The sequence below is a fragment of the Rhizobium sp. 05N49 genome, assembly GCF_056396805.1.
The window spans coordinates 196,214-221,282 of record NZ_JBFTME010000003.1; the positions used below are offsets into that span (position 1 = coordinate 196,214).

General features: G+C 59.9%; 27 protein-coding genes. 13 read left to right on the plus strand and 14 right to left on the minus strand.

The window, feature by feature from the left end; all coding sequences use genetic code 11:
• Positions 1-2 precede the first annotated feature (2 nt).
• Positions 3-173: a heme exporter protein CcmD gene (gene ccmD / locus AC1DF8_RS08255; RefSeq protein WP_112545658.1), complete on the plus strand. Its 171-nt coding sequence runs from the start codon at positions 3-5 to the stop codon at positions 171-173.
• Positions 170-778 carry a DsbE family thiol:disulfide interchange protein gene (locus AC1DF8_RS08260; RefSeq protein WP_112545659.1) on the plus strand — a complete coding sequence of 203 codons (609 nt, stop codon included), beginning with the start codon at positions 170-172 and terminating at the stop codon, positions 776-778. Before ccmD ends, AC1DF8_RS08260 begins: the two co-directional genes overlap by 4 nt.
• Here the strand turns inward: AC1DF8_RS08260 and AC1DF8_RS08265 are convergent.
• The 6 genes from AC1DF8_RS08265 to AC1DF8_RS08290 all read right to left on the minus strand — a co-directional run bounded on the left by AC1DF8_RS08265 (position 775) and on the right by AC1DF8_RS08290 (position 6,176).
• Complete coding sequence (locus AC1DF8_RS08265; RefSeq protein WP_112545660.1) at positions 775-1,362, minus strand: DUF2585 domain-containing protein; 588 nt, start codon at positions 1,360-1,362, stop codon at positions 775-777. The two genes, AC1DF8_RS08260 and AC1DF8_RS08265, sit on opposite strands and share 4 nt — an antisense overlap.
• Positions 1,359-2,003, minus strand: a complete 645-nt coding sequence (locus tag AC1DF8_RS08270) for a septation protein A (protein ID WP_477995692.1) — start codon at positions 2,001-2,003, stop codon at positions 1,359-1,361. The genes AC1DF8_RS08265 and AC1DF8_RS08270 overlap by 4 nt, the downstream gene beginning before the upstream one ends.
• Before the next feature lie 58 nt (positions 2,004-2,061).
• Positions 2,062-3,591 carry a signal recognition particle-docking protein FtsY gene (ftsY, locus tag AC1DF8_RS08275; protein ID WP_477995694.1) on the minus strand — a complete coding sequence of 510 codons (1,530 nt, stop codon included), beginning with the start codon at positions 3,589-3,591 and terminating at the stop codon, positions 2,062-2,064.
• A gap of 15 nt (positions 3,592-3,606) precedes the next feature.
• Entirely contained in the window at positions 3,607-4,881 is a 1,275-nt protein-coding gene (gene mtaB, locus AC1DF8_RS08280; RefSeq protein WP_113204329.1) for a tRNA (N(6)-L-threonylcarbamoyladenosine(37)-C(2))-methylthiotransferase MtaB, read from the minus strand.
• Positions 4,878-5,780, minus strand: coding sequence for a diaminopimelate epimerase (gene dapF, locus AC1DF8_RS08285; protein WP_477995697.1), 903 nt, complete (start codon positions 5,778-5,780; stop codon positions 4,878-4,880). The genes mtaB and dapF overlap by 4 nt, the downstream gene beginning before the upstream one ends.
• A gap of 168 nt (positions 5,781-5,948) precedes the next feature.
• Positions 5,949-6,176, minus strand: coding sequence for a hypothetical protein (locus tag AC1DF8_RS08290; RefSeq protein ID WP_183881184.1), 228 nt, complete (start codon positions 6,174-6,176; stop codon positions 5,949-5,951).
• Between the two features lie 487 nt (positions 6,177-6,663).
• Here AC1DF8_RS08290 and ffh point away from each other — a divergent pair, with 487 nt between their 5' ends.
• The 9 genes from ffh to leuC all read left to right on the plus strand — a co-directional run bounded on the left by ffh (position 6,664) and on the right by leuC (position 14,574).
• The gene (gene ffh, locus AC1DF8_RS08295; RefSeq protein WP_112545666.1) at positions 6,664-8,247 is read left to right on the plus strand and encodes a signal recognition particle protein; all 1,584 of its coding nucleotides are present in this window, start codon (positions 6,664-6,666) and stop codon (positions 8,245-8,247) included.
• A 16-nt stretch (positions 8,248-8,263) separates the two neighbouring features.
• Positions 8,264-8,584 (plus strand): chorismate mutase, encoded by a 321-nt coding sequence (locus AC1DF8_RS08300; RefSeq protein WP_112545667.1) that lies wholly within the window; start codon positions 8,264-8,266, stop codon positions 8,582-8,584.
• Between the two features lie 48 nt (positions 8,585-8,632).
• Complete coding sequence (gene rpsP, locus AC1DF8_RS08305) at positions 8,633-9,001, plus strand: 30S ribosomal protein S16 (protein ID WP_112545668.1); 369 nt, start codon at positions 8,633-8,635, stop codon at positions 8,999-9,001.
• 126 nt (positions 9,002-9,127) lie between these two features.
• Positions 9,128-9,697, plus strand: coding sequence for a ribosome maturation factor RimM (rimM, locus tag AC1DF8_RS08310; protein WP_112545711.1), 570 nt, complete (start codon positions 9,128-9,130; stop codon positions 9,695-9,697).
• 5 nt (positions 9,698-9,702) lie between these two features.
• Positions 9,703-10,404 carry a tRNA (guanosine(37)-N1)-methyltransferase TrmD gene (gene trmD, locus AC1DF8_RS08315; RefSeq protein ID WP_477995699.1) on the plus strand — a complete coding sequence of 234 codons (702 nt, stop codon included), beginning with the start codon at positions 9,703-9,705 and terminating at the stop codon, positions 10,402-10,404.
• 199 nt (positions 10,405-10,603) lie between these two features.
• The gene (gene rplS / locus AC1DF8_RS08320; protein ID WP_112545670.1) at positions 10,604-11,140 is read left to right on the plus strand and encodes a 50S ribosomal protein L19; all 537 of its coding nucleotides are present in this window, start codon (positions 10,604-10,606) and stop codon (positions 11,138-11,140) included.
• Between the two features lie 147 nt (positions 11,141-11,287).
• Positions 11,288-12,085, plus strand: a complete 798-nt coding sequence (locus tag AC1DF8_RS08325; protein ID WP_112545671.1) for a basic amino acid ABC transporter substrate-binding protein — start codon at positions 11,288-11,290, stop codon at positions 12,083-12,085.
• A gap of 17 nt (positions 12,086-12,102) precedes the next feature.
• Positions 12,103-12,921, plus strand: a complete 819-nt coding sequence (locus AC1DF8_RS08330; protein ID WP_113013320.1) for an amino acid ABC transporter permease — start codon at positions 12,103-12,105, stop codon at positions 12,919-12,921.
• Between the two features lie 243 nt (positions 12,922-13,164).
• Positions 13,165-14,574, plus strand: coding sequence for a 3-isopropylmalate dehydratase large subunit (leuC, locus tag AC1DF8_RS08335; protein WP_112545673.1), 1,410 nt, complete (start codon positions 13,165-13,167; stop codon positions 14,572-14,574).
• A gap of 83 nt (positions 14,575-14,657) precedes the next feature.
• Here the strand turns inward: leuC and AC1DF8_RS08340 are convergent, their stop codons facing one another.
• Positions 14,658-15,488: an aldo/keto reductase gene (locus AC1DF8_RS08340; protein WP_477995701.1), complete on the minus strand. Its 831-nt coding sequence runs from the start codon at positions 15,486-15,488 to the stop codon at positions 14,658-14,660.
• A gap of 146 nt (positions 15,489-15,634) precedes the next feature.
• On the minus strand, positions 15,635-16,183 hold the full coding sequence (locus AC1DF8_RS08345) for a L,D-transpeptidase family protein (RefSeq protein ID WP_477995703.1): 549 nt from the start codon (positions 16,181-16,183) through the stop codon (positions 15,635-15,637).
• Positions 16,184-16,324: 141 nt separating this feature from the next.
• On the opposite strand from AC1DF8_RS08345, the gene AC1DF8_RS08350 reads away from it, so the two are divergent.
• The gene (locus AC1DF8_RS08350; protein WP_112545676.1) at positions 16,325-17,008 is read left to right on the plus strand and encodes a response regulator transcription factor; all 684 of its coding nucleotides are present in this window, start codon (positions 16,325-16,327) and stop codon (positions 17,006-17,008) included.
• Position 17,009: 1 nt separating this feature from the next.
• On the plus strand, positions 17,010-17,465 hold the full coding sequence (locus AC1DF8_RS08355; protein WP_112545677.1) for a cyclic nucleotide-binding domain-containing protein: 456 nt from the start codon (positions 17,010-17,012) through the stop codon (positions 17,463-17,465).
• Between the two features lie 6 nt (positions 17,466-17,471).
• Here the strand turns inward: AC1DF8_RS08355 and AC1DF8_RS08360 are convergent, their stop codons facing one another.
• The 6 genes from AC1DF8_RS08360 to tesB form a co-directional block, all read right to left on the minus strand.
• On the minus strand, positions 17,472-18,275 hold the full coding sequence (locus AC1DF8_RS08360; RefSeq protein WP_112545678.1) for an exodeoxyribonuclease III: 804 nt from the start codon (positions 18,273-18,275) through the stop codon (positions 17,472-17,474).
• 99 nt (positions 18,276-18,374) lie between these two features.
• Complete coding sequence (locus tag AC1DF8_RS08365) at positions 18,375-19,058, minus strand: outer membrane lipoprotein carrier protein LolA (RefSeq protein ID WP_112545679.1); 684 nt, start codon at positions 19,056-19,058, stop codon at positions 18,375-18,377.
• A 135-nt stretch (positions 19,059-19,193) separates the two neighbouring features.
• Positions 19,194-21,866 (minus strand): FtsK/SpoIIIE family DNA translocase, encoded by a 2,673-nt coding sequence (locus AC1DF8_RS08370; protein ID WP_477995706.1) that lies wholly within the window; start codon positions 21,864-21,866, stop codon positions 19,194-19,196.
• Between the two features lie 238 nt (positions 21,867-22,104).
• Entirely contained in the window at positions 22,105-23,538 is a 1,434-nt protein-coding gene (locus AC1DF8_RS08375) for an ammonium transporter (RefSeq protein WP_112970783.1), read from the minus strand.
• Positions 23,539-23,566: 28 nt separating this feature from the next.
• Complete coding sequence (locus tag AC1DF8_RS08380; RefSeq protein ID WP_007814595.1) at positions 23,567-23,917, minus strand: P-II family nitrogen regulator; 351 nt, start codon at positions 23,915-23,917, stop codon at positions 23,567-23,569.
• Positions 23,918-24,130: 213 nt separating this feature from the next.
• On the minus strand, positions 24,131-25,015 hold the full coding sequence (gene tesB / locus AC1DF8_RS08385) for an acyl-CoA thioesterase II (RefSeq protein WP_113013325.1): 885 nt from the start codon (positions 25,013-25,015) through the stop codon (positions 24,131-24,133).
• Positions 25,016-25,069: the final 54 nt, after the last annotated feature.

Genomic DNA, 25,069 nt, shown 5'->3' on the forward strand with positions numbered 1-25,069 from the left:
CGGTGGGTTCCTACGCTTTCTACGTCTACGGCTCTTATGGTTTCGCCGCACTGGTGACACTTGCAGTGACGCTCTGGACCTGGGCTGACGGGCGCGCGCGTCAGAAGGAACTGGCAGCACTCGAAGCCGCCGGCATCCGCCGCCGTTCCGCCCGACCGAAGGACGCCGAATGACCGAAACCCCGCAAGAAAGTAGGCCGAGGAGCGGCGGCTTCAGCCGCTATGCTTTTGCACTGATCCCGCTCGTCGTCTTCGGCGGCATCGCCGCAACGGCGGCTAAAATGCTCTACGACCAGGATTTCCATGGCAAGAACATCGCCGAAATCCCCTCCGCATTGATCGGTACCAAGGCGCCGTCACTGAACCTGCCGCCGCTCGAGGGCTCCAACCTGCCGGCACTGACGGATGAGGCAATCAAGGGCAAGCTCACACTCGTCAACGTCTTTGCCTCCTGGTGCATCCCTTGCCGTGACGAGCATCCCCTTCTCAAGCAGCTTGCCGAGGACGGGCGACTGAACATCGTCGCGATCAACTACAAGGATAAGAACGAGAACGCCTTGCGTTTCCTCGGTGAGCTCGGCAATCCCTACCACGCCATCGGCATCGATCCGAACGGCAAGGCGGCGATCGACTGGGGTGTCTACGGCATTCCGGAGAGCTATCTCGTCGCACCTGACGGCACGATCATTTATAAGCGTGTCGGCCCCTTCGACGATATCAGCCTCAGGGAAGGCCTCTTTCCAGCAATCGAAAAGGCGCTGGGCAAGCCTGTTTCCTAGACGCCGCCCTGCCATATCTTGATCGCCTCGACGGGCCAGATCAGCATAATCACGTTCAGCGTGAGATTGTCGCGGATCACGTAGCCGGTGAAAATCTCGAAGAAGATCGCGATTGCCACCGTCAACGCCACCGGCGCTCTTGAAGCGAAAAAGAAGCCGACGGCCATGAAGATCGTATCCATCGCCGAATTGATGATGCTGTCGCCATAGTAATCGAGCGAGATCGTCGCGGTTCGGTAGCGATCGATGATCAGAGGCGAATTCTCCAGAAGCTCCCAGCCGGATTCGATGACAACGGCTAGAAACAGGCGCGCCGCAAGCGGCTTGCCGCGAAGCACGAGATGCGCCAGCCCGTAAAACAGGAAGCCATGGATGATATGCGACGGCGTGTACCAGTCGGACAGATGTTGGGAATTGCCGCTGGAATTGACCGTGCCTTCCCACAGCTTGATGTAGCCGCAAGTGCAGATCGGCACCCGGCCCATCATATATTCGGCAATGATCTGGAGGATCAGAACCGCGAAACAGGCGGAAAACCAGAAGATCTGATGCCGTGACCGGTCGGCGCCGTCGATGACAGTCACTTCTCGCTTTCAGCCTCGGTGGAAATGCTGTGCTTCAGCACCAGCGGCATCTGCGCCATGGTGAAGATGATGGTGATCGGCATCGTGCCCCAGACCTTGAAGGCGATCCAGAAATTGTCAGAGAAATTACGCCAGACGACCTCGTTCAGCACCGCAAGGAACAGGAAGAAGATGCCCCAGCGGATCGTCAGCTTGCGCCAACCTTCCGCATCGAGCTGGAAGGCCGCGTTGAAGACATAACCGAGCAGCGACTTGCCGAAGGCGAGACCGCCAAGCAGGGTAGAGCCGAAAAGCGCATTGACGATCGTCGGCTTCATCTTGATGAAGGTTTCATTCTGCAGCCAGATCGACAGCGAACCGAAGATCAACACGACGATGCCGGAAACGAAGGGCATGATCGGCAGATGGCCGAGCACGACCTTGGAAACCACCAGCGAGAGAATGGTTGCTCCCATGAAAAGCCCGGTCGCCACGAAGAGCGGACCGCCGAGCTCAGCTAACGTCGGAAAACGGGCGACGAGCCATTCCCCACGCAGATTGGCAAAGAAAAAGACCATAAGCGGCCCGAGTTCCAGCGCCAGTTTCAGAAGCGGATGATGCCGGTCTGCGGCGCTCGGAGTAATATCGCTTTCAGTCGTCATGCTCTTTCAAACCTGCTTTTTGCAATGCATGCAAGCCATCAACGGCTAATCTGTGGCATCACTGGCCGATGCCGGCAATAGCCTGCGCAAAATCCTCGGCCTCGAACGGTTCGAGATCGTCCACCCCTTCCCCGACACCGATGAAATAGACCGGCAGCTTGTGCTTGGCGGAGATCGCCACCAGAATGCCGCCGCGCGCCGTGCCGTCAAGCTTGGTCATGATCAGCCCGCTGACACCGGCGATATTGCGGAAGATCTCGACCTGATTGAGCGCATTCTGGCCCGTCGTCGCATCCAGTGTCTGGAGAACAGTGTGTGGCGCATCGGGGTCAAGCTTGCCGAGCACGCGCACGATCTTCTCCAGTTCTGCCATCAGCTCCGCCTTGTTCTGCAGGCGCCCAGCCGTATCAATGATCAGAACATCGCATTTCCTGGCCTTTGCCTGCTCGAACGCATCATAGGCAAGGCCCGCCGCATCCGCGCCGAGCTTGGTACCGATGAATTCGGATTTGGTGCGATCGGCCCAGATTTTCAGCTGCTCGATGGCAGCGGCGCGAAATGTATCGCCGGCGGCCAGCATCACCTTGAGGCCAGCACCAGAGAGCTTCGCCGCAAGCTTGCCGATCGTTGTCGTCTTGCCGGTGCCGTTGACGCCGACAACAAGGATGACATGCGGCTTGTGCGACAGATCGAGCTGCAGGGGCTTGGCGACGGGCTTCAGCACCTTGGCGATTTCGGTTGCCATGATGCGGCTCACATCCTCGCCGGTGACGTCCTTGCCATAACGTTCGGAAGCGAGCGTATCGGTGACGCGCATTGCAGTCTCGACGCCGAGGTCGGCCTGGATCAGCAGATCTTCGAGATCCTGCAGCGTGTCGTCATCCAATTTACGCTTGGTGAAGAGTGCTGCAATCTGACCGGTAAGCTGCGAGGAGGTCCGCGCCAGACCATTGCGCAGGCGCTGAAACCACGAAAGCCTCGGCTGCGGAGTGACCAGAGGCTCGGGTTCGGCGAGGGATCCGGTGGCGAAGCCTTTGGGAAGAACAGGGTCCGCGACTTGTTCGTCGGACACGATACCTTCCCCCTCTGGCAAGGATCGGGAACTTGGCTCTACCTCAAGCGGAGCCTCCTGCGCGTCTCGAACAGGAATCTCTTCCGGGAACACCTCCGTGGGGTCGACCCGGCCTTCCTCTACAGGGGCAGCGGCATCCTCAAAACGATCTCCCTCCGTGCGGGGGAGATGATCCAAGACGACAGAGGAGGGCGCCGATGCATCGTCATCGGCATTTGCTTCCGCTTCCGCCTCTAGAAGAGACAAAGGTACGACGCCCATGTCACCCAGATCATCGACGGGCGGCAGTAATTCCGGCTCGGCCTCAACGGGCTCCGGGTCCATCGCGCCATCCTGCCCGACATCTGCGGCCGGACCGCCGGCGGTTTCCATTTCTTCGGCAAGAACTGGATCGGCAGCAAGCGGCAGATCTTCGTCACGCGAGCGCGGCTCCAGCTCCCTTTCCACGGCCTCCGGCACGGGCTCGTCCGTCGGCTTGCCGAAGGTGAAGACCTTTTTGATGAAACTGAGCGCCATGAGTTGTCCGTGAAGTCAGGCTGCCGCAGCAGCCGTCAATTGCATATCAAGATACTTGCCATTGTGGCCGGTGATCTTCACTTCGACGATATCGCGCGGGCGAAGACCGGGAACCGTGACGAGCGTGAAGTTTTCCGTATGCGCAAGACCGTTGTTTTCCACCAGCAGCCACTGCCGCGTTCCAACCATCTTGTCCAGATGGCGCTGGTGCAGCATCTGTCCAGTGGCGCGCAGCCGGGCGGCGCGATCCTTGATGAGAGCGCGATCGAGCTGCGGCATGCGCGCGGCAGGTGTGCCGGCTCTCGGGCTATAGGGAAAGACATGCAGATGCGCGATCTCGGCTTCTTCGGCCAGCCGCACAGAATTCTCGAACATATCTTCGGTCTCTGTCGGGAAGCCGGCGATCATGTCCGCGCCAAAGCTGATCTCCGGCCGCAGCCGGCGCACGTCTTCGATGAAACGCAGAGCGTCGGCCCGGAGATGTCGGCGTTTCATGCGCTTGAGGATCATGTCGTCGCCATGCTGCAGGGAAAGATGCAGATGCGGCATGAAGCGCGGCTCGTCTGCGATCAGATCCATGAGATGCCGATCGACCTCGATACTGTCGATGGAAGACAGTCGCAGTCGACGAATATCAGGCACCTGCTTCAGGAGCGTCTTTGCGAGCAGCCCAAGCGTTGGCTCACCCGGAAGATCGGCGCCATAACTCGTGGCATCGACCCCGGTCAGCACGATTTCGCGATAACCGCTGTCGACGAGGTTGCGCGCCTGATCGACCACTGCACCCATTGGCACGGAACGCGAATTGCCGCGACCATAGGGGATGATGCAGAAAGTGCAGCGGTGATCGCATCCATTCTGCACCTGGATGAAGGCCCGGACATGACCGTCTATATGTCTCACCATCTGTGGCGCCGTATGGCGCACGCTCATGATGTCGTTGACGCGCAGCTTCTCTTCGGCTGAAACACCGAAATCCGGAAGCGCACGATAGGAGGCTGCCTTCAGCTTCTCCTCGTTGCCAAGCACGGCATCGACCTCCGCCATTTCGGCAAAGGTCTGCTTTTCGGTCTGGGCGGCACAACCGGTAACGATGATGCGGGCATGTGGATTGTCGCGACGCGCGCGGCGGATCGCCTGACGGGCCTGACGCACGGCCTCGCCGGTCACAGCGCAGGTGTTGACCAGGATGGCATTGTTGAGCCCGGCCGCTTCGGCCTGCGATCTCATGACTTCGGATTCATAGATATTGAGACGACAGCCGAAGGTAATGACCTCGACGCCGCTCACCGCACTTCCGCTCCGGGTACCGCATCGCGTGACCATGAGCCGGTCGTCGGGTCGACCGTGCCGGACCATTCCCATTCGGCAGGGCCGGTCATGACGACATGGTCGTCTTCGCGCCAATCAATCGTCAGTGGCTGGCGGATCGGGCTGGACGCGACGTCGATCGTCACCTTGCGACCGGTGCGGCCGGTACGCGCCGCACTGACGGCAGATGCACAGGCGGCCGAACCGCAGGCAAGCGTCAGCCCCGCACCCCGCTCCCAGGTGCGTGTCCGCAGCGCCGAGTCCGAGATGACTTGCGCCAGCGTGATATTGGCCTTTTCCGGAAAGATCGGGTGGTTTTCAAGCAGCGGACCGAACCGTTCGAGATCGAAGCTCATGGGATCGCGATCGACCCAGAAGATCGCATGCGGATTGCCCATCGACAGGGCCGAGGGCGAATGCAGGACAGGATTATCGATCGGCCCGATCTGCAGTTCGATACGGCTCGTATCGTGGAATTCTTCCGCAAGTGGGATCCGGTTCCAGTCGAAGACCGGCCGCCCCATGTCAACGGATATCGTGCCGTCCTCATGTTCGACGGCATTCAGGATGCCGGCAACCGTCTGGAAGGTGAAAGCCTTCTTGCCGGTCTCGGTGGCGAGCGCCTGCACGACACAGCGAGTTCCGTTGCCGCAGGCCTGCGCCTTGGATCCGTCGGAATTGAGGATGTCGATATAGGCATCGGTGCCATCCGCCTTTGGATCATGGATCGCCATGATCTGGTCGAACTGCGTCTCGGTATCGGCATTGAGCGCGATGGCAGCCTGTGACGCCACCCTGTCGCTCCGCCCGCGCATGTCGACGACCAGGATCTTGTTGCCAAGCCCGTTCATCTTCGCGAATTCGACCGTTTTGCTCATCTGACTGTTTCCGCTGCGTTTCGGCTGTATATGGCGGAAATGCTCAGGGATTACCAGTGGGTGAGCGCCAGGCGAGCTTCGTCCTTCTTCTTACGCGCAACGGCGAAGTCCGCGAAATCAGGCCGGATACGGCAAAGCCAAGCTATGGAAACCAGACAGTATCCGGATCTAGCGCGCCGCCGGGCCGTCGGAACTGAGGGACGCCGCATGCGCTTCAACAATAGCGGCAGTAATGACCTTTCTGAGCTCATAGACCAACAAGCGAGACCGTTTGCGATCCAGATCCTGCGCCGCCTTCGCCAGATTCAGGCCTTCCTTCAGAACTATATTATGGGCGCGTGCCAGCGCCCAGCTTTCTATATCTGGGTTTATCATTTGATATCTCCGCCGATTCATTCGACATCAAGGATATTCACGAATCATTTTACAGAATTTACTTAAGTAGAAAGTAGAATCAGAAGCGGAATATTTTGCAACTGGCTTTTAGAGCGAATTCGGGTCTGCGATAGAAATATTCTACCAGACATCGGTGAATTCCAAGGTGGATATGTTAGTATATATAGATATATACTTCCGTCGTCGCGACCGGTCGCATGGCGTCTTATCCCGCACCACGCCTACCGTTCGGGTTTGGAAAAAGCCCGCCACGGCGCCGCCGGACGCATTCGCCTTGACTTTCCCGCAGCTTTCCTGTTTATCGCCCCAAATACGCGACGAGTAAAAGACTCCGAGCCGCCGACCGGGACATTGGATTCCGGAGGTCAACACCCGACAGCGCGTCGCGCCCTCGGGTGCTTTTTGGCTTTGCGTCTTGTTTTCGTCAAGGAAAAGCACGACGTTCGGGACATCCCAAATCTCCCCGAAACGTATCAAGGAAGAGCCGATGTTTGAGAACCTCCAGGACCGTCTTGGTTCCATCCTGAATGGACTGACAGGCCGTGGCGCGCTTTCGGAAAGTGATGTTTCCGCAGCGCTGCGCGAGGTTCGCCGTGCGCTTCTGGAAGCCGACGTTTCGCTGGAAGTCGTGCGCTCCTTCACCGATCGTGTGCGTGAAAAGGCTGTCGGCGCGGAGATCCTGAAGTCGATCAAGCCAGGCCAGATGGTCGTCAAGATTGTCCATGACGAACTGATCGAGATGCTCGGCGGCGAAGGTGTCGGTGTCGACCTTCATGCAGCCGCCCCGGTCGTCATCATGATGGTCGGCCTGCAGGGCTCCGGTAAGACGACGACCACGGCAAAGATCGCCAATCGCTTGACGACGCGCGAGAAGAAGAAGGTGCTGATGGCATCGCTCGACACGCGCCGCCCGGCAGCGCAAGAGCAGCTTCGCCAGCTCGGCGCTCAGGCAAACATCGACACCCTGCCCGTTATTGCCGGTCAGTCTCCGACCGATATCGCCGCCCGCGCCGTTCAGGCAGCCAGGCTCGGCGGCCATGACGTCGTCATTCTCGACACCGCCGGCCGTACCCATATCGATGAACCCTTGATGGTCGAAATGGCCGATATCAAGAAGAAGTCGAACCCGCACGAAATCCTGCTGGTCGCCGACAGCTTGACTGGCCAGGACGCCGTGAACCTCGCTCGCAGCTTCGACGAGCGTGTCGGCATCACCGGCCTTGTGCTGACCCGCATGGATGGCGATGGCCGCGGCGGTGCGGCCCTTTCCATGCGCGCCGTCACCGGCAAGCCGATCAAGCTGATCGGCGTCGGCGAACGAATGGGCGAGCTGGAGGAATTCCATCCCCGTCGTATCGCCGACCGTATCCTCGGCATGGGCGACATCGTCTCGCTCGTCGAGAAGGCTGCAGAAAACATCGACGCCGAAAAGGCGGCTGCCATGGCCGCCAAGATGGCCAAGGGCAAGTTTGACCTGAACGACCTCGCCGACCAGCTGCGTCAGATGCAGAAGATGGGCGGCATGGGCGGCATCATGGGCCTGATGCCCGGCATGGCCGGCATGAAGGACAAGATGGCCGCTGCCGGCCTGGACGACAAGCTGTTCGGCCGCCAGATCGCCATCATCCAGTCGATGACCAAGGCCGAGCGCGCCAATCCCGACCTGCTCAAGCATTCGCGCAAGAAGCGCATCGCTGCCGGCTCCGGTACGGATGCGGCTGCCATCAACAAGCTTCTGAAGATGCATCGGCAGATGGCCGACATGATGAAGATGATGGGCGGCAAGGGCAAAGGCGGCATGATGAAGCAGATGATGGGCGGCCTTGCCGGCAAGATGGGGCTGGGGGGCCTCGGCGGCATGGGCGGCATGCCCGATCTCTCGAATATCGACCCGAAGCAGCTTGAAGCGCTGCAGAAGCAGGCAGAAGCCGCGGGTCTCGGAAAGCCGGGTGGGGGTATGCCCGGTCTAGGCGGAGGCTTGCCGGGCGGATTGCCCGGTCTTGGCGGCGCGAAGCTGCCGGGCCTCGGTGGTGGTTTCCCGGGCCTGCCCGGATTGCCGAAGAAGAAGTGAAAGGATCGCCTGCCCCATGATTGATCCAGACGTCAAAGCCCAGCTTTCGAGCTACCGCCAGTCGATCGACAATATCGATGCGGCACTCGTTCATATCCTGGCCGAACGCTTCCGCTGCACCAAAGAGGTCGGCGTGCTGAAGGCCAAGTACAAGTTGCCGCCGGCCGATCCGGCGCGCGAGGAATACCAGATCACGCGTCTTCGTCAGCTTGCCGAAGATGCGCATCTGGATCCGGATTTCGCCGAGAAGTTCCTGAACTTCGTCATCAAGGAAGTCATCCGGCATCATGAGCAGATCGCTGCGGACCACGCTGAACAGAGCGCCGCAGCCCGATAACCATGCCGCTCAACGAAGCGGCTCAAGAAAAGCCTAAGGAGTAAAAACATGGCACTGAAAATTCGTCTCGCACGCGGTGGTTCCAAGAAGCGCCCGTACTACCACGTCGTTCTCGCCGATGCGCGCAGCCCGCGCGACGGCCGTTTCCTTGAGAACCTCGGTTCCTGGAACCCGATGCTCGCCAAGGACGATGAAAAGCGCGTTCAGCTGAACGGCGAGCGGATCAAGCACTGGCTCGATCAGGGCGCCCTGCCGACGGACCGCGTTCTGCGCTTCCTCGACGAAGCCGGCATCTCCAAGCGCGAAACCCGCAACAACCCGGAAAAGGCAAAGCCGGGCAAGAAGGCTCAGGAGCGCGCTGCCGAAAAGGCTCAGAAGGTTGCTGACGCCGCTGAAGCTGCTGCTTCCGCCGAATAATCGGTTTCGATCCCATCTGAACGGGCGGCATGGCGACATGCCGCCCGTTTTCGTTTCCATTCCCGCGCACTTCGTTTATGAGAAGCGTGATCTCGGCTTCTTGCCTGCGTTCGAATGAAGGACCCCATGACCAAGCTTGAAAACCCGGTGCTGATGGCGACCATCGGTGGCGCCCAGGGCATTCGCGGCGAGGTGCGTGTAAAAGCCTACACGGCCGACCCGACCGCGCTCGGCGATTATGGCCACCTGCACAGCATGGATGGGCGCATTTTCGAGGTTCTCGAATTGCGCGAGATGAAGAATATGGTCGTCGTCCGCTTCCGCGGCGTCAACGACCGCAACGCCGCCGAGGCGTTGAACGGCTTGGAACTCTACATCGAACGCGACAACCTGTCGGACGAGGAACTGGAGGACGACGAGTTCTTCTATGCCGATCTGGAAGGGCTCGAAGCCTTCGACGATCAGGGCATCAGTTACGGCACCGTGACCGGAGTCTTCGATTTCGGCGCCGGCGATCTTCTGGAACTCAAAGGCCCCGGCAAGCGTCCAGTGCTGATCCCCTTTTCGGAAGCCTCCGTGCTTGAAATCGACCTCGAAGCCGGCAAGCTGCTCATTGATCCGCTTGCCGCCGGCCTCATCGACGATCCCGATGATCTGAAGGGCCTCACTCCCGCCAAGCCGAAGAAAAAGAAGTAGGCGCCATGGCTTTCCGGGCGACCGTTCTGACACTTTACCCGGAAATGTTTCCGGGTCATCTGGGATTTTCTCTCGCAGGCAAGGCGGCAGAGCGCGGACAATGGTCGCTTGATGCCGTGCAGATCCGCGATTTTGCCACTGACAAGCATCGCACCGTCGACGACACGCCTGCTGGCGGCGGCGCCGGCATGGTGCTGAAGCCCGACGTACTCGCCCGCGCCATCGACAGCACCTCTGAAAACGACACCCGCCCGAGACTGCTGATGACCCCGCGCGGCAAGCCGCTGACGCAGGAGCGTGTGCGGCAACTGGCAGCCGGCGATGGCGTTATCATCATCTGCGGCCGTTTCGAGGGCGTCGACCAGCGGGTAATCGACGCGCGCGAGCTCGAGGAAGTCTCGATCGGCGATTACGTACTGTCAGGCGGCGAGCCGGCGGCGCTGATCGTGCTTGACGCGATCGTCCGCATCCTGCCGGGCGTCATGGGCAACGACCTCTCAGGCCTGCATGAAAGTTTCGAAGGCGGGCTGCTGGAACATCCGCACTATACCCGTCCGCAGGAATGGGAAGGCCGTGAGATTCCGGCGATCCTGACGTCGGGCAATCACGGCGCGATCGAGAAATGGCGCCACGAACAGGCCGTCTCCCTGACGAAGGAAAGACGCCCCGATCTTCTTGCAGCGCAGAAGACCGGAAAAGGCGGCTGATTTCATAAATTTGTCGCCCAAGGGATGACAAGCGGAAGTCTTTCGTGTATTGGCGCACGCGGAAATGGGGTTTAACCCTGTCTGCCAGCAAACAAAGAATGGCGAACCCGCTCCCGCTCGCAAGGGCAAACTCCGGAGGCATAGACCGAAGGACAGTGTGAGCGCTCTGGCTGTTTCAGAATAACCAAAGGTTAAGACGATGAACATCATTCAGCAGCTTGAGGCCGAACAGGCCGCCAAGATCGAAGCCAAGCGCACGCTTCCGGAATTTTCCCCGGGCGATACCGTCCGCGTCAACGTGAAGGTCACGGAAGGCAACCGTACCCGCGTTCAGGCCTATGAAGGCGTCTGCATCGCCCGCTCCGGCGGCGGCCTGCAGGAAAACTTCACGGTCCGCAAGATCTCCTACGGCGAAGGCGTCGAGCGCGTATTCCCGGTTTACTCCCCGCTGATCGAAAGCGTCGAAGTCGTTCGCCGCGGTAAGGTCCGTCGCGCCAAGCTCTACTACCTGCGCGACCGTCGCGGTAAGTCCGCTCGTATCGTCGAGAACACCGGCACCCGCGCCCGCAAGCTCAACGATGCAGAGCGTCAGGCCCTTGCCGAGGAAAAGGCACGGATCGAAGCTGAAAAGGTTGCAGCAGCGCAGGCTCTCGCCGCCGAGAAGGCAGCAGCCGAAGCCGCTGAAGCAAAGGCCGCCGCAGAAGCAGCAGCCGCTGCTGAAGGTTCGGCTGAGTAAGCTTCTCGCGAAAGCGAAAATCATTGCATGGGGAAGGCGGTCTTTGGGCCGCCTTTTCTTTTTTGCGCGGGTCGGCGATGCCTGCAGCCTTGCCATGAGCACATCTTCCATGACAATTCTGCCACTCAAATATTGGGGAGCCACATTATGTTCTTTCGCCGCACCGTTCTTGCCGGCCTGACCGCCGTCATGTTTTCGCCGCTCGCAGCCTTCGCCGCCAGCCTGCCGGACCTCGGCGGCAAGACAGTTGTCGTGGTGACGGAAAATGCTTATCCGCCGCTGCAGTTTGTCGATCCCAAATCCGGCAAGGCGATCGGCTGGGAATATGACGCGATGAACGAGATCGCCAAGCGGCTGAATTTCAAGGTCGAGTACCAGAACACCAGCTGGGACGCGATGATCCAGGCCGTGTCCGACGGCCAGTACAATATCGGCATGACCGGCATCACCATCAAGGACGACCGCAAGCAGAAGGTCGACTTCTCCGACCCCTACATGCGCTCGCAGCAGTTCATGCTGGTTCGTGGCGACGAAAAGCGCTTCACTGACGCCAAAAGCTTCGGCGCCCTCAGCGATGGCCTGATCGGCGCCCAGCCCGGCACTTCGCCTTTCTATACCGCCGTCTACGAAATCCTCGACGGCAACGAACAGAACCCGCGCATCAAACTCTTTGAAACCTTCGGTGCGACCGTACAGGCCCTGAAGACCGGTGACGTCGATCTGGTCCTGACCGACAGCGTCGCTGCCAAGGGTTATGTCGATTCCTCGAATGGCGGTTTGAAGGTCGTCGGCGAACCGCTCGGCACCGAAGACTTCGGCTTTATCTTCCCCAAGGGCTCCGATCTTGTCGCCCCCGTCAATGCCGCCATCGCCGACCTGAAGGCAGACGGCACCTTTGATGCGCTCAACAAGAAGTGGTTCCTCGACTACAAGATGGGCCAATAGTCCCCGAGCGATCGCAGATGGCGTTACCCCCATCCCCGCGACACGAAAAGGACGACCGTCCCTGGTGGCTGGTCGTCCTTGTTCTGATCGGCATCGTTCTCGCAGTCGTCATCGTTACCAACGATATCTACGCGCAGGTCTTCCGGACCGTCGTGAATGGTGCCGGTATTACCGTGTTCGTGACGCTCGTCGCCTTTGTGCTGGCGACCGTGCTCGGTCTGGGCATCGCGCTGCTGGGTCTCTCCGACAATATCGTACTGCGCCAGATCGCCCGCTTCTATATCGAGATCATTCGAGGCATTCCGATCCTCGTGCTGCTCTTCTATATAGCCTTCGTCGGTGCGCCGGGTGTTGTCGCAGCCTATAATTTCTTGATCACACCCCTGGTGCAGGCAGGTATTGCCGAGCCTATCCTCGTGCGTGATCTGTCGCTCATGTGGCGCGCCATCATTGCCCTGATGATCGGTTATTCCTCGTTCATCGCCGAAATCTTCCGCGCCGGCTTCCAGTCGGTCGATATCGGCCAGATCGAGGCGGCCAAGTCGCTCGGCCTGTCGCGTTACCGCCGCTTCCGTCTCGTCGTCTTTCCGCAGGCGATCCGGGTGATCTTTCCGCCGCTTTCGAACGACTTCGTCTCGATGGTAAAGGATTCATCATTGGTCTCCGTTCTCGGAGTCGCCGACATCACGCAGATGGGCAAGGTTTATGCCTCTGGCTCATTTCGCTTCTTCGAGACCTATTCGATCGTCACCTACATCTATCTGATCCTGACGATCGGTCTGTCGCTCTTCCTGCGACGGATCGAGAAGAAGATGAAGCAGATGCCGCGGCGCTAGAGCGCGTGACGATTCGAATTGCCGTTTCGATCAAAAATCGCTATATCCAGCGCCATGGAATCCAAGTTCAGATGCATCGGTGCGCATATTTTCGTGCTGCAGGACCATTATCGCCTGCCGGCACGTTTCTTTGCCTCCGTTTCCGGTGCGCTCAACAGCCGACTTCGTTGATCGAATGACGGCCTGCGGAGCCTCTCCGCCACATCCTTTATTCCACGCTCCAGCCAAAACGGACGATTAGCCATGAGCGCACCGCGTACCCTTTACGACAAGATCTGGGCCGACCACCTGGTAGACGAACAGCCTGACGGCACCTGTCTTCTCTACATCGACCGTCACCTGGTCCACGAAGTTACCTCGCCGCAGGCTTTCGAAGGTCTGCGCATGACCGGCCGCAAGGTTCGCGCGCCGGAAAAAACGCTTGCCGTCGTCGACCACAACGTTCCGACCTCCGCTGACCGCCATCTCGGCATCAAGAACGAGGAAAGCCGCATTCAGGTCGAGCAGCTCGCCAAGAATGCCGCCGAATTCAACGTCGAATATTATTCCGAGAACGACAAGCGCCAGGGCATCGTCCACATCATCGGACCGGAACAGGGCTTCACTCTGCCGGGCATGACGATCGTCTGCGGCGACAGCCACACCTCCACGCATGGCGCCTTCGGCTCGCTGGCTCATGGCATAGGCACGTCTGAAGTCGAGCACGTTCTTGCCACCCAGACGCTGATCCAGAAGAAGGCCAAGAACATGCTGGTGCAGGTCGACGGCCAGCTGCCGCCGGGTGTTACCGCCAAGGATATCGTCCTTGCCATCATCGGCGAGATCGGCACTGCCGGCGGCACCGGCTACGTCATCGAATATGCCGGCGAAGCAATCCGCGCGCTGTCGATGGAAGGCCGTATGACGATCTGCAACATGTCGATCGAAGGCGGCGCCCGCGCCGGCCTGATCGCGCCTGACGAGATCACCTTCGAATATATCAAGGGCAAGCCGCGCGCGCCGAAGGGCGAAGCGCTCGAGCAGGCGATCACCTACTGGAAGACCCTGAAGACCGACGAAGGCGCTCATTACGACCGCGTCGTCACGCTCAACGCTGCCGAACTGCCGCCGATCGTCTCCTGGGGCTCCTCGCCCGAGGACGTAATTTCGGTACAGGGCATCGTTCCGAACCCGGACGATATCCAGGACGAAACCAAGCGCGCCTCCAAGTGGCGTGCGCTGGACTATATGGGCCTGAAGCCGGGCACGCCGATGACTGATATCAGCATTGACCGTGTCTTCATCGGCTCCTGCACCAACGGCCGCATCGAAGACCTGCGCGCTGTCGCCAAGGTCGTTGAAGGCAAGACCGTCGCCTCGACCGTCAACGCCATGATCGTTCCGGGCTCCGGCCTCGTGAAGGAACAGGCGGAGCAGGAAGGCCTCGACAAGATCTTCAAGGCAGCCGGTTTCGACTGGCGTGAACCGGGCTGCTCCATGTGCCTCGCCATGAACGACGACCGCCTGAAGCCGGGCGAGCGTTGCGCATCGACCTCGAACCGTAACTTTGAAGGCCGCCAGGGCTTCAAGGGCCGCACCCATCTCGTCTCGCCGGCCATGGCCGCCGCAGCCGCGATTGCTGGCCACTTCGTCGATATCCGCGAGTGGAACTGATCTTTCTGGCCCATCGGACATGACAAAAGCCCGGCGCGCGAGCGCCGGGCTTTCTTAATTGCGCGAAGCTGAGAAGACGGCGCTTAGAACGTCGCCGTGTACGGATCCGGACCCATGCGAGCGCCGGCGCTATCGAGCTTGGCAATCGCTGCCATGTCTTCACCATCAAGCTTGAAATCGAAGACATTGAAGTTCTCCTCGATGCGCGAGGGCGTCACCGACTTCGGAATGACGACAAGGCCGGTATCGATGTGCCAGCGAATGATGACCTGCGCAGGCGTCTTGCCATGCTTGGCAGCAATCTTGCCGATGACCGGGTTGGAAATGAAGCGGCCCTGGCCGAGCGGGCTCCAGGATTCCGTGACGATGTTCAGTTTCTTGTGGGCTTCCTGGGCGGCCTTCTGCTGGAAGTCCGGATGCAGCTCGATCTGGTTGATAACAGGAACCACACCTGTATCGCCGACGATGTGATCGAGATGGTCGGGATAGAAGTTGGAAACTCCGATGGATCGTACGCGGCCCTCTTCCCGCAGCCGCACGAAAGCTTTCCAGGTTTCGCGATAAAGCCCACGGTGCGGCGACGGCCAGTGGATGAGATAGAGATCGATATAATCGGTTCCGAGCTTCTTCAGGCTGACCTCGAAGGCACGCAGCGCATTGTCGTAGCCCTGGTCGGTATTACGCAGTTTCGTGGTGACGAAGATATCCTTGCGATCGGTTCCGGAGGAGCGGAKGCCTTCGCCRACGCCCTSTTCRTTGTCGTAGCCGGACGCCGTRTCGATRTGRCGGTAACCTGCGGCAAGTGCGGTGCGCACGGTCGGAGCAGCGATATCCTGCGGCGTCTGCCAGACGCCAAGACCGACCTGTGGAATGGAGTGTCCGTCGTGAAAAGTAATGATGGGCTGAGTGGTCACAGTAGATCTCCGGAAGTTTGAAGAATTGGCCAAAGACATGAATTGAATGGGGCACGAATTGAAGCCGCGAAGCGGTTTTCCCTGGACACATCGAAGCCCTCGCGTCCGGTCAAAAATCCATATAGGACAGGTTGTCGGCAATACAATCAGAGAACGCGGACGATCGTTCCCTTTCTGAGATGGGGCAGAAGACGGCGCATGTCGCGGGCGCTGATCGCAACGCAGCCCGCAGTCGGCTCATATCCGGGCCGGATGAGATGGAAAAAGATCGCCGAGCCGCGATTGCGCGCCCGGGTGGTTATGTTCCAGTCGAGCACCAGACAGATGTCGTAGAGCCCGTCCTCACGCCTCATCTCTTCATGGCTCGGCTTGAACGGCGCCTTCACCAGCCTGTTGTAGTTTGGATCGTCCGATTGATCACACCACAGCATATCGGTGCGGATGCGCCGGATCGGCAATTCCGAGGGAAGATGCCCGTTTCGTTCGCCGCGCCTGAAACCGTAAAGAAGTCGCATGGCAGCAATCGGCGTTGCCCCGTCACCTTCCCGCTTGATCACGGTCCGGCCGCTGCGGCCGATAGCGGCAGGCAGGGCAAGCGGGCCGCAACGGATGATAGCCCTGCTCTTTTTGCCCGGAGCGGCACGCACAACGAGCGTAGGAGGCTTGCCGTTTCGCTCTCGCCTTGCTTTTTCCATTTTTCTCGCATGTTCTTGAATTGCCTTGGGCTTCGATTGAAACCATATGAAGCCTTAGGCAGCAACAGCAGCAGATCGCCAATCCTTGCCAAATGTGGAATTTGGCGTAGGAGTATCTGACCAACGCAAGGACGCACCCGCATGACCGCACGCACCATTCTTCTGGTGGATGACGACGACGACCTTCGCCAGACGCTGACGGAGCAATTGTCGTTGTATGAGGAATTCACGGTCCTGCAGGAAGCGACCGCGGGCAAGGGCGTCCAGGCCGCCCGCTCCAACCCTGTCGATCTTCTGATCATGGACGTCGGCCTGCCCGATATGGACGGGCGCGAGGCGGTGAAGCTGTTGCGCAAGGGCGGCTTCAAGGCGCCGATCATCATGCTGACCGGCCATGACACGGATTCCGACACGATCCTCGGCCTTGAGGCCGGCGCCAACGATTATATCACCAAACCCTTCCGCTTCGCCGTGCTGCTTGCCCGCATCCGCGTGCAGCTTCGTCAGCACGAGCAGAGCGAAGATGCGACTTTCACCGTTGGTCCCTATCTCTTCAAGCCGAGCCAGAAGCTGCTGACCACCGATAACGGCCAGAAGATCCGCCTGACGGAAAAGGAAGCGGCGATCATTCGGTACTTGTACCGCGCCGAACAGAAGGTGGTCACCCGCGACGTGCTGCTGGAAGAGGTCTGGGGCTACAATTCCGGCGTCACCACGCACACGCTGGAAACCCACGTTTACCGTCTGCGCCAGAAGATCGAGCGGGATCCATCCAACGCCGAGATCCTTGTGACGGAAAACGGCGGCTACAAGATTATCCCGTAGAATGTCTCTTTCCGACGATATCCTCCTGCTGGCGCAGCTGCCGCTGTTCAAGGACATGAACGACGACCAGCTGCGCCTTATTGCCTTCGGCGCGGACCGTCGCGTGATTGCGGCCGGGCAGATGCTGTTCCGTCAGGGCTCGCCCGCCGAAAGTGCTTATGTGATCACCAGCGGCAGTCTCGAACTCAGCGTGACGGGCTCGGATGGCATGGGGCGGACCGAAGCCATTGCCGAATCCGGATCGCTGATATCGGAACTTGCATTGGTGACGCAGGTAGAGCGCAAATTCACTGCGATCGCGCGCGAAGATACCGGCATCATTCGCATCACGCGGGCCCTGTTCCATCGCCTAATCGAAGAATATCCCTCGGCGGCACGCATTATCGAAAACCGCATCCGCGATAGCATTGCCGATCTTGCGGCGCAGGCCGCAAGCCAATTTCACCGATTCAGTTGAAGCGTCTCAGAGATTAAGATGCACGGTCACCGGCACATGGTCGGACGGCCGGTCCCAGCCGCGTGCTTCCTTCAGCACCTCGATGCGCTGCAGAAGCGGGCCAAGGTCGGGCGAGGACCAGATGTGGTCGAGACGCCGGCCCTTGTCGGCAGCTTCCCAATCCTTCGCGCGGTAACTCCACCAGGTATAAAGCTTCTCATTCGCAGGCACGTGCTGGCGCATGAGATCATGCCAGCCGCCGCGCTTCATCACCTCGAGCAGCCCGTCGGTTTCGACAGGCGTATGGCTGACGATCTTCAGAAGCTGCTTATGCGACCAGACATCATGCTCAAGCGGCGCGATATTGAGATCGCCGACAAGGATGGCAGATGTGTTCGGCTCGGCGCTCGCCTTGAGGTTCTTCATCTCCTCGATGAAATCGAGCTTGTGGCCGAATTTCGGATTGATCGTGCGGTCCGGCTCGTCGCCGCCGGCAGGAACATAGAAATTATGCAGGCGGATGCGCCGGTTGCCGCGCTGGAAGACCGCCGAGATGTGGCGTGCATCGCCGACATTGCAGTAATCCTGCCGGTGATCCTCGGTCAGCGGCACGCGGGAAGCGATCGCGACGCCATGATAACCCTTCTGGCCGTGGATGATGATGTGCTCGTAGCCCATGGCGCGCAGCGGTGCCAACGGGAAGAGATCGTTCGTAACCTTCGTTTCCTGCAGGCAGAGAATGTCGGGCCGGTGCTTCAGCACCAACTGCTCGACGATCGGCATGCGCAGCCGCACCGAATTGATGTTCCAGGTGGTAATGGAAAAGCTCATGCCATGCCCTTTCAGATCCCTCTGAAAAGGCTTTAGAGCAAAGGTGCAAGCGAGAAAACCGGCCACAGGCAAAAGCGGCCGGCGATCAACCGAAAAGGATCAGTCGCGGTTCGCCGAGGTGCCCTTGATATCCTCGTAGGGCACACGGAAGACGCGCTCGTCGAAGGCCATGCCGGTTTTTACGTTGAAGATCATGACCGACGTATCCTTGCCCTGATTATCGGTGATCGTCCACTGGCGCAGGTCATAGGTCTTCGGGTCGAACATCATGGTGATGGTCGAGTTGCCGAACACCGTATTGTTGCCGAGCGAGATCGTCGTCAGATCGGACTCTTGCTTCACGCCCTTCACCATGCCGGCAGAAAGGTCAATACGCGGCGCAAGCAACAGGCTGAGCGGCGTCTTGGAAAGCGGATAGAGATCCCAGGTCTTCAGCTTAATGTTGCCGATCGCGACATTCCTGCCGTCGGCAATGACGCGCATCGGCGACGGATCGTCATAGTTGAAGCGCAGCTTGCCGGGACGCTCGATGAAAAATTTGCCACCAGTCTGTTCACCCCGAGGACCAAACTGGACGAACTCGCCCTGCATCGTGGCAACGGCGGAGAAATGATCGGCGATCGCCTGTGCCGTAGCGTTGTTGCCAGCGGGTGCGGCCGCCTGTGCGACCTGAGCGAGAGCGGGAAACGGGACGGCGCTTGCAACGGCCGCAGCGGCAAAGACGCCAAGGACGTCGCGGCGGCTTACCGGCAGGCCGGAAAAAATGGATGCGGAGTTGGTCATATGAACCTCCTGTATGCGATCTGCATGCCGCCGAAAGGCGGCGTCTTCAAGGCGCCGCGATCGCCCGGTGAAAGGTAACGGATTACACGGCCCAGGGTTTCCGTCGGACGGGCGGCGCCGCAAAATTTTCCTGTATCAGCGGTCGAGAATATCCCCGTCCGTGGGCACGAGAATCTCGCGTTTTCCGGCATGGTTGGCAGGGCCGATAATGCCCTCCTGCTCCATGCGTTCAATCAGCGAAGCAGCACGATTATAACCGATGCCGAGCCTGCGCTGAACATAGGAAGTGGAGGCCTTTCCGTCGCGCAAGACAATGGCAACGGCCTGATCGTAGGGATCCTCCGAATCGGCGAGATTTGCGGTGCCGGCCGAACCGCCACCATAATCACCATCCTCGTCGTCATCAGCAGTGATGGCATCGAGATATTGCGGCGAGCCCTGCGTCTTCAGATAGGAGACGATCTCTTCGACCTCGACGTCGGATACGAACGGACCATGGACACGCTGGATGCGACCGCCACCGGCCATGTAGAGCATGTCACCCATGCCGAGCAGCTGCTCGGCGCCCTGCTCGCCGAGGATCRTGCGGCTGTCGATCTTCGACGTGACCTGGAAGGAGATGCGGGTCGGGAAGTTCGCCTTGATCGTACCGGTGATGACGTCGACTGACGGGCGCTGCGTTGCCATGATGACGTGAATACCGGCCGCACGCGCCATCTGGGCAAGACGCTGCACGGCGCCTTCGATATCCTTGCCGGCGACCATCATCAGGTCGGCCATTTCGTCGATGATGACGACGATATAGGGCATCGGCTGCAGATCGAATTCCTCGGTCTCGTAGACCGCCTCGCCGGTCTGCCGGTCGAAGCCGGTCTGCACCGTGCGCGAGATCGTGTCCCCCTTGGCAAGTGCTTGCTCGACACGCGTATTGAAGCCGTCGATATTACGAACGCCGATCTTCGACATCTTCTTATAGCGCTCTTCCATCTCGCGGACGGTCCATTTCAGCGCAACGACAGCCTTTTTGGGATCGGTGACGACAGGCGAAAGCAGATGCGGAATGCCGTCATAGACGGAGAGTTCCAGCATCTTCGGGTCGATCATGATCAAACGGCACTGCTCCGGCGTCATGCGGTAGAGCAGCGACAGGATCATCGTGTTGATGGCGACCGATTTGCCCGAGCCGGTGGTACCGGCAACGAGCAGATGCGGCATCTTCGCAAGATCGGCGATCACGGCCTCGCCGCCGATCGTCTTGCCGAGCGCCATGGCGAGTTTCGCCTTGGAGCTTTCGAAATCACGCGAGGCAACGAGCTCGCGCAGATAGACGGTCTCGCGTGACTGGTTTGGCAGCTCGATGCCGATCGCATTGCGGCCTGGCACGACGGCGACGCGGGCAGCAATCGCACTCATCGAGCGGGCGATGTCGTCGGCAAGACCGATGACCCGGGATGACTTGATGCCGGGTGCCGGTTCCAGTTCGTAGAGCGTGACGACGGGGCCGGGGCGAACGTGGATGATCTCGCCCTTGACGCCGAAATCCTCGAGCACGCCTTCCAGCATGCGGGCATTCTGCTCCAGTGCATCAGCCGAGAGTGTGGAATCGCGCACCACATTCTTCGGCTCGGCAAGCAGATGCATGGAGGGAAGCTGGAAGCCCTCCGGCCGGATGAACGAGCCTTGCGCCTCGCGTTCGACGCGGGCGCCGGGCTTCGGACGAGATGAAGCGGGAATGACGCGCGGCTCGGGTTTGCCGGCCGACTTGGCCGGCGCGCGGATCATCCAGTCGTCATCATCGTCATCTGGCAGGATATCGGCCGGACGCGGAGGCAAGTCGGTATCGAACGGCGGATCGTCATCCTCGTCCTCATCGTCATTCAGCGAGATGGAAGGCGCAGAAACGACGCGGCGGGCGGATACGGCACGCGGCTCCATGGAAGGATCCGTGCGCTCGCCACGCGCTGCGGGCTTGGCGCGCACCGGTTCGTTCAACGTGCCGAATTCGTCATCGTTGAAATCATAGGGCGATTCGAAGTCACTCTGGCGCCGCTTGCGCGGTCCCATGCCGAAGAGCCGCCGGAAACGCGCCTGGTTCATATACCAGGCATGCGTCATCGCACCGCTAAAGGCCATCCAGCGGGATCCATCGTCGTCCTCATCCTCGTCGCCGACGACACGCACCTTGCTGCGCGTCTCGACATAATCCTCTTCTTCGTCCTCTTCATCGAGCTCGCTGCGGCCGACGATACCGGCCGCAAAGAGCATCATCCACGCCGTCGGGACAGAGAAGATGCAGCCGATGGCGGTTGCGAAGACACCGGTCGGATAGGCGCCGACGAAGAGTGCCGGAAAACGCAGGATCATGTCACCTATGACGCCGCCGATGCCATTCGGGATCGGCCAGGTGAGCGGCGGTGGAAAACAGCCGATGACGGCGGAGGAAAGTACGGTGCCTAGAAGCCAGGCACCGGCGCGCGCCGGAATGCGGCTGATGCGGCGGCCGGATATCAGCGCCAGCGCCCAGGCGACGATCGGCAGCATCGAAACGACACTGGCAAGCCCAAGGAATTGCATGGCGACATCCGCAAAGGCAGCGCCGCTATAACCGAGAATGTTGGTCGGCAGGTTGCCGGTGGCGTAGGAATAGCTGGGATCGGTGACGTTCCATGTCGCAAGCGCTGCAACCGCGAGCGCCAAGACGAGGAAGACCGCAAAGCCGGCGAGAGCCTGGATCTGTCGCAGCATGAATGCCGAGAAGGAGAACCGGTCAGGACGGCCGTCCATCGCCGGCGACGTGCTTCTTGCCATATGTCAAACCCGTCCAATGCCTGGGGGCACGCGAATCGCCAATGCTTCGCTGCGCCAAATGCGTCCGCTCTACCTAATCAAAGTAGGGTTAAAGCGATGTTAACCATGCATATGCCGGATCGCTAAAAAGAAAAGGGCCCGAACCTTGAGGGGTCCGGGCCAAGAGCGGCTTATGGTTAGATAGGCCGCGACGGGCTGTTCGGCGGCGCCCTTGTGCCGGGCGCCGCAAACCCATTGATTAGGCGTGATAGGCAGCTTCGCCGTGCGTTGCGAGGTCAAGACCTTCGCGCTCGGCTTCGACCGAAACGCGCAGCCCGATAATGACATCGACGATCTTGTAGAGGATCGCAGAGCCAATGCCCGACCACAGGAGCGTGACCAGAACGCCCTGAAGCTGCTTGAATACCTGAGCTCCGGTGCCGAGATAGGTTGCCGCAAAGTCCGGTGTCCCATAGTCAACGATACCAGCGCCGCCGAGAGCCGGGTTGACGAGGATGCCGGTGCCGATGGCGCCAAAGATGCCGCCAACGCAATGGACGCCGAAAACATCGAGCGAGTCGTCATAGTTGAACTTGTTCTTCACGACATCGACGAAGAAGTAGCAGACCGGCGAGACGATGAGGCCAAGAACGATCGAACCCATCGGGCCGGCAAAACCGGCTGCCGGGGTGACGGCGACGAGACCGGCGACGGCACCAGAAGCAGCACCGAGCATGGAAGCCTTGCCGCGAGAGAAGCTTTCAACAATGCACCAGGAAACAGCGGCAGCAGCCGTTGCGACGAAGGTGTTGATCATGGCGAGCGATGCATAGCCGTTGGCTTCTAGGTTGGAGCCCGCGTTGAAACCGAACCAGCCGACCCACAGGAGCGAGGCACCAACCATGGTCAGGGTCATGGAGTGCGGAGCCATGATTTCCTTCTTATAGCCCGTGCGCTTGCCGAGCATGATAGCGCCGACGAGGCCAGCGATACCGGCATTGATGTGAACGACCGTGCCACCCGCGAAGTCGATCGCGCCAAGCGAGTAAATGAAGCCCGCCGGAGCAGTGTAAGCGCTCGGACCGCCCCAGAACCAGACCATATGCGCCATCGGGAAGTAGACGAAGGTGACCCACAGGATGACGAAGAGCATGACAGCCGAGAACTTGATACGCTCGGCGAAGGCGCCGACGATCAGGGCCGGCGTGATGCAGGCGAAGGTCATCTGGAAGCAGATGAAGGTGAGTTCCGGAATGGCTACACCCTTCGTGAAGGTTTCAGCCAGCGAAGACGGTGTGACGCCGGCCAGGAAAGCCTTGGAGAAGCCGCCGACGAAGCTGTTCAGCGAGCCGCCATCGGTGAAGGCGAGCGAATAGCCGTATGTGACCCAGATGATCATGACGACAGCCGTGATCATGAAGACCTGCATGAGCACCGACAGCATGTTCTTGGCGCGGACGAGACCGCCGTAGAACAGCGCAAGGCCCGGGATGGTCATCAGCAGAACGAGCACCGTGGAGATGAGCATCCACGTATTGTCGCCCTTATCCATCGTCATGGCCGGAGCAGCAGCGGCTGCAGCATCGGCGGCGGCCGGGGCGGCTTCCTGCGCGAAAGCGACGACCGGCGCCAGGAGGGCGGCCGAAAGGGCGCCTATCCGTGCGATGTTGGAGGAAAACTTCGAAATTGACATTGGAAATGGCTCCTTGATCTGCCGTTCTTTACAGCGCTTCTGAATCGGTCTCGCCCGTACGGATGCGCACGGCATGGTCGATCGAGTAGACGAAGATTTTGCCGTCACCGATCTGGCCGGTCTTGGCAGATGCTGCGATGGCCTCGACCGCCTTGTCGACGATCTCCGATGCGACCGCGATTTCGATCTTGAGCTTCGGCAGGAAGCTGACCGCATATTCAGTGCCGCGATAAATTTCAGTGTGCCCCTTCTGACGACCGTAGCCCTTCACTTCGGTCACAGTCAGGCCTTGGATGCCGATCGCCGTGAGGGCTTCGCGGACCTCATCGAGCTTGAACGGCTTGATAATGGCCATCACAATTTTCATCTGGTTTCCCATCCTTCGTTATCCTCGGCGCGGAGCCGACTCTCCTTGCCGCTGACGGTTTCCTGACCAGCGACCGGCGATAGACATTCAAAGGGCGTGCCAGATTCGTGACAACGACATAAGTTATTGAAATATAAAGACTATAATTGAAGACGCCAATAAACAGGCAAATGATTGGCCAATAAGCGCACAAATAATGCGCAAATTTATAAAGATGCACACTATTTATTCATTTGCCTTTTTCCGAATCAGGCCCTCCTGCGCCACCGACGCGATCAGGACGCCGGATCGGGTAAACAGGCTGCCGCGGGTCAATCCCCGTGCGCCCGAAGCCGACGGACTGTCCTGCGTGTAGAGCAGCCAGTCATCGAGCTTGTCGGGACGGTGGAACCACATGGCATGGTCGAGACTCGCAACCTGCAGGTTCTGGTCGAAGATGGACGTTCCGTGGGCATGCAGCGATGCATCAAGCAGCGTCATGTCCGAGAGATAGGCAAGCACCGCAGCCTGATAGAGCCTGCTGTCCGGCACCGGCCCGGTGGCGCGAACCCAGACGTCCTGCCGCGGTTCGAGCTTCTCACGCGTAAAATAGTGCTTGAGCGAGACCGGACGGATTTCGATCGGCCTTTCGCGCTCCCAATATTTGCGCACCGCCGCCGGAGCGTGAGCAAGATACTGCTCCTTGATCTGCTGTTCGCCGAGCAGCGTTTCCGGCATCGGCACTGGCGGCATCGGGATCTGGTGGTGGAATCCCGGCTCTTCCACCTGGAATGAGGCGGAGAGCGCGAAGATCGCCTTGCCGTGCTGGATCGCGACGGCCCGGCGTGTGTTGAAGCTCGCCCCATCCCGGATGCGCTCGACCTGGTAGATGATCGGCACGGAGGGGTCGCCAGGACGCATGAAATAGGCATGCAGCGAGTGAATGAACCGGTCGCCGTCCACAGTGCGCTGCGCCGCCATCAGCGCCTGCGCGATCACCTGCCCGCCAAACACCCGCTGCCACCCCACCTGCGGGCTACGGCCGCGGAAGATATCGACCTCGATCGGCTCGATATCGAGCGTCGAAATCAATGTTTCCATGGCGGTGGACTTGCCCGTTTGCTCCGTCATTTGTTCGGCTCCCGGCGGTAGGAAGTGGTAACCTGATGCTCTATATAGATCGCA